This window comes from Streptomyces sp. SAS_272, assembly GCF_052543235.1.
The window spans coordinates 1-4454 of the sequence record NZ_JBMNDR010000183.1 but is presented as its reverse complement, the minus strand read 5'-3'; the positions used below and the strand labels follow the sequence as shown (position 1 = coordinate 4454).

Sequence of the window (4454 nt, the reverse complement as noted above, 5' to 3'; positions counted from 1 at the left end):
ACCCACACCCTCACCCCACCCCGTACCGTCCGCACCCTCACCGAACGCCCGGCACCGACCATCCGCCGCCAACCCACCCTGACGACCGAACTCCACGAAGACATCGGGGGTGGACATCACGGTGACGCCGCCTGCCAGGGCCAGGTCGCACTCCCCGGACCGCAGTGACTGCGCCGCCAGGTGCAGGGCGACCAACGACGAGGAGCACGCCGTGTCGACCGTCACCGCCGGACCCTCCAGACCCAGCACATACGACACCCGCCCCGAGACGACGCTCGCGGCGTTGCCGGTGAGCAGGTGGCCCTCGACGCCCTCCGGCAGGTCGTCTCCCGAGACGGCCCCGTAGTTCTGGTTGCTGCATCCGACGAAGACGCCGGTACGACTGCCGCGCACGGAGGCGGGCTTGAGGCCTGCGCGCTCCAGCGCCTCCCAGGACGTCTCCAGAACGAGACGCTGTTGGGGGTCCATCGCAAGGGCCTCGCGGGGCGACACCCCGAAGAAGCCCGCGTCGAATTCCGTGGCCGTGGCGACGAATCCGCCCTGCCCCTGGGTCGCCGAGGAGGCCCCGGCCGTCAGCTCCCAGCCACGGTCCGCGGGGAACGGCGTGACGGCGTCGACGCCGGCCGCGACCAGCTCCCACAGCTGTTCCGGGGTGGTGACGTCACCGGGGTAGCGGCACGCCATGCCGACGATGGCAATGGGTTCGCTCGCTGCCCGGCTGAGTTCGTCGTTGCGCTGACGCAGTCGCTCGTTCTCGGTCAGGGAGGCGCGCAGCGCGGCGACGACGCGCTCTTCGGAGGTGGGCATGCTCAAACTCCACTGGTTCGTGGCCCGTTCGCGGGCGGACGGGAAGACGTGGCGGTGGGATGGTGCTTCAGGAGGTGGAGTCGCCCAGGGCCAGTTGAACGAGTGCGTCGACGTCCATGGCGTCGATCGCGCCGGGCACGGACTCGTCGTCGTTCTGCGACTGCTCGAAGGCGCCCGTGAGGCGGGCTGTGCCGTACGCCGTGGGCCCGGACGGGACGGCCTCGTCGGCGGCCCGTCCGTTCGGACCGCTGTCCGCCAACGACAGCACAGCTGCCAGCAGGCCGCTCTCCTCCCAACGCGAGAAGGGGATCGTGGCGAGTGCGTCACGGAGCGCCGACTCGTCACCTCGTCCTGGCCGCAGCGCCGCTCCCGACTCTGCATCCCTGTGGTCCGGTCGGCCGAACAACTCGTCGTGCAGGTGATCGGCGAGGTGCCGGGGGCTCGGATGGTCGAAGACCAGGGTCGACGGCAGCCGCAGCCCGGTCTCGGTGTGGAGCTGATTGCGGAGTTCGACGGCGGTGAGGGAGTCGAATCCCACGTCGTTGAAGGGCCGGTCGAGGTCCAGGGCGGAGCCTTCGGATCGACCGAGCACCACCGCGGCCCGCTTGCGGACCAGTTCCCGCAACGCGCGCAGACGTTCCTTCACAGGGCGGTGCGCCAATCGGGCGGTCAGCACGGCTCGAGCGTCTTCGGTCGTGTGCTCTTCGACGGCGTCGGGGCCGGTGAGGAGCGGGAGGGCGGTGAGCAGGGGGCTGGGACGGCGGCTGGTGAACGCGGGAACGAAACGGTCCCACTCCACATCAGCCACCACCGCCGAACCCCCACCCCCCTCCAGCACCGACCCCAACCCCACCAGAGCACGCCCCGGATCCATCACCCGCAACCCACGACGACCCAACTCCACCGCACCCTCACCCGACACCATCCCCCCACCCGCCCACGGACCCCACCCCACCGACACACCCACCAGACCACGACCACGACGCGACTCCACCACCGCATCAGCCCACGCATTCGCCGCCGCATACGCCCCCTGCCCACCACTCCCCCACACACCCGCGATCGACGAGAACACCACGAACGCCGACAGATCCCACCCACGCGTCAACTCATCCAAATGCACCGCACCCCACGCCTTCGCCCCCACCACCCGCCGCACATGAGCGGAGTCGATGTCGTCGAAGGGCATGTGGTCCGGGACGCCGGCGACATGGAAGACGGCGCTGACCCGGTGCCGGGAGAGCAGGTCGGCGACCGCTGCCCGGTCGGACACGTCGCACGCTTCGACGCTCACCCGTTGCGCGCCCGAGTCGCGGAGCTCGGCGACGAGCCGGTCGGCTCCGTCGGCGTCGGGACCCTGCCGCCCGGTGAGAAGCAGGTCGGTGGCTCCCCGCAGGACGAGCCAGCGCGCGACGTGCGCTCCGAGAGCGCCGGTTCCGCCGGTGACCAGGATCTTTCCTTCCGGTTTCCACCCCGGTCCGGTGGACCGCGGAGCGGACGCCTGCCGAAGCCTGCGGGCATGGATCCGGCCCACGCGCAGCGCGAGTTGATCCTCCGAGGAGGATGAGAGGACCGACGCGAGGAGCACGGCGGTGTCCGCGTCAGGCGTCTCCGGCAGGTCGACGAGTCCGCCCCAGCGGTCAGGGTGTTCCAGTGCGGCGACACGACCCAGTCCCCAGACGGCGGCCTGCTCGGCCTGCAGTGGACCGTCGTCGAGGTCGCCCACGGAGACCGCTCCTCGGGTCACCAGCCAGGTGGGCCCTGCCACCTTCGCGTCACCCATCGCCTGTGTGGCGATGAGTGCCTGCACGAGCGTGTCGCACAGGACGACGGCTCCGGCGATCCGCCGGCCCGGAAGGGCGGCGACGGCGCGGGCCAGCTCCGCACGGTCGGGCTCGTCGGCGAGCGACAGGAGCAGGTGCTCGGGCAGCGCAGCGGTCACCGTCTCCAGGTGAGCCGAGTGCCTCGCCGAGTGGAGCACCAGCCACTGCCCGGAAGGGCCGTCACCGGGCGGCAGCGCGACCTCCTGCCAGTCGACGCGGTACTGCCAGCCGTCCACCTCGGCCCGAACCGTGCGATCCCGGTGCCGGGCCGCCAGTCCCGCGAGGACCTCCTGGACGACGTCCTCGCCGATGTTCAACGTGTGCGCCAGCCGGCGCGCCTCCTCCGGTTCGGTGGGTTCCCAGAGTTCCGCGTCGCGCACGACTTCACTGCGCTTGGTCTGCGGCCAGAACCGCTCGCGCTGGAAGGCGTACGTCGGCAGGTCGACGCCGGCCGTGGAGACCTCACCGATCACGGCGGTCCAGTCGACGAAGAGCCCCGCCGTGTATCCGGCGGCAACGCACGCGACAACGGTGTCCACCTCGCTCCGGTCCTTTCGGAGCATCGACACGAACAGCGCGTCGCCGGTGTCTTCGGGGAGGCTGTTCTGCGCGAGTGCGGTGAGAGTGCCGTCGGGGCCGATCTCCAGGAACCGCGTCACCCCCTCGGCGGCCAGCACACCGATCCCGTCGGCGAACCGCACCGCCTCACGCACATGCCGCACCCAGTACTCCGCCGACGCCAACTCGCCCTCCACAGCGAGCCGCCCCGACACATTCGACACCAACGGAACCGACGCCGAGCCGTAGGAGACGCCCTCCGCGACCTCACGGAAAGCCTCCAGCATCGGCTCCATCAACGGCGAGTGGAACGCGTGCGAGACCCGCAGACGGGACGTCCGACGGCCCTGCGCCTTGAGCTGATCGGCGATCTCCGTGACGGCCGCCTCGACGCCCGCGACCACCACCGCCCGCGGACCGTTCACCGCAGCGACCGACACCTGCGCCCCACGGCCCTCCAACAGCGGCACCACCTCGTCCTCGGACGCCTGGAGGGCGACCATCGCACCGCCCGACGGCAACGCCTGCATCAACCGACCCCGCGCCACCACCAGCGCACACGCATCCTCCAACGAGAACACACCCGCCACATGCGCAGCAGCGATCTCACCCACCGAATGACCCATCAGGAAGTCCGGACGCACCCCGAACGACTCCACCAGACGGAACAACGCCACCTCGACCGCGAACAACGCAGGCTGCGCCCACTCCGTACGCTCCAGCAGCGATGTGTCCTCGCCGAAGATCACATCCCGCAACCCACCCCCCACCTGCGCGCACACCGCGTCGAACGCCTCCGCGAACACCGGGAACGCCTCATACAACCCACGCCCCATCCCCACCCGCTGCGCACCCTGACCCGCGAACAAGAACCCCGTCCGACCAGGATCCGCCACTGTGCCCTGAACAAGGTTGGCCGCGGGATCTCCGACGGCGAGGCAGTGGAGGCCGGCCAGCAGTTCCGCGTGATCGCGGCCGTAGACGACGGCGCGGTTCTCGAAAGGAGTGCGCGTGGCGATCAGAGCGCTCGCCACAGCAACGGGATTGAGGTCTGCTCTCGTCTGCGCGTAGGCATGCAGCCTGGTGGCCTGTGAGCGCAGGGCGTCGGAGCTGCGCCCGGACAGCACCCAGGGCACCACCGGCAGACCCGCACCCTCGCCCTCGCCTTCACCCGCGCCCTCGCCTTCACCCTCAACCTCGTCCACCGGCTCGGCCGGGGCCTGTTCGAGGATGACGTGCGCGTTGGTGCCGGACAGACCGAACGAC

General features: G+C 70.7%; 2 protein-coding genes. Both read right to left on the bottom strand.

The features are described from left to right. Positions 1-807: beta-ketoacyl synthase N-terminal-like domain-containing protein (locus ACN6LD_RS41875; RefSeq protein ID WP_445045905.1), on the bottom strand; the 807-nt coding region annotated here is incomplete at its 3' end. Between the two features lie 67 nt (positions 808-874). Then, on the bottom strand, positions 875-4454 hold a 3580-nt coding region (locus ACN6LD_RS41870; RefSeq protein ID WP_445045904.1), incomplete at its 5' end, for an SDR family NAD(P)-dependent oxidoreductase.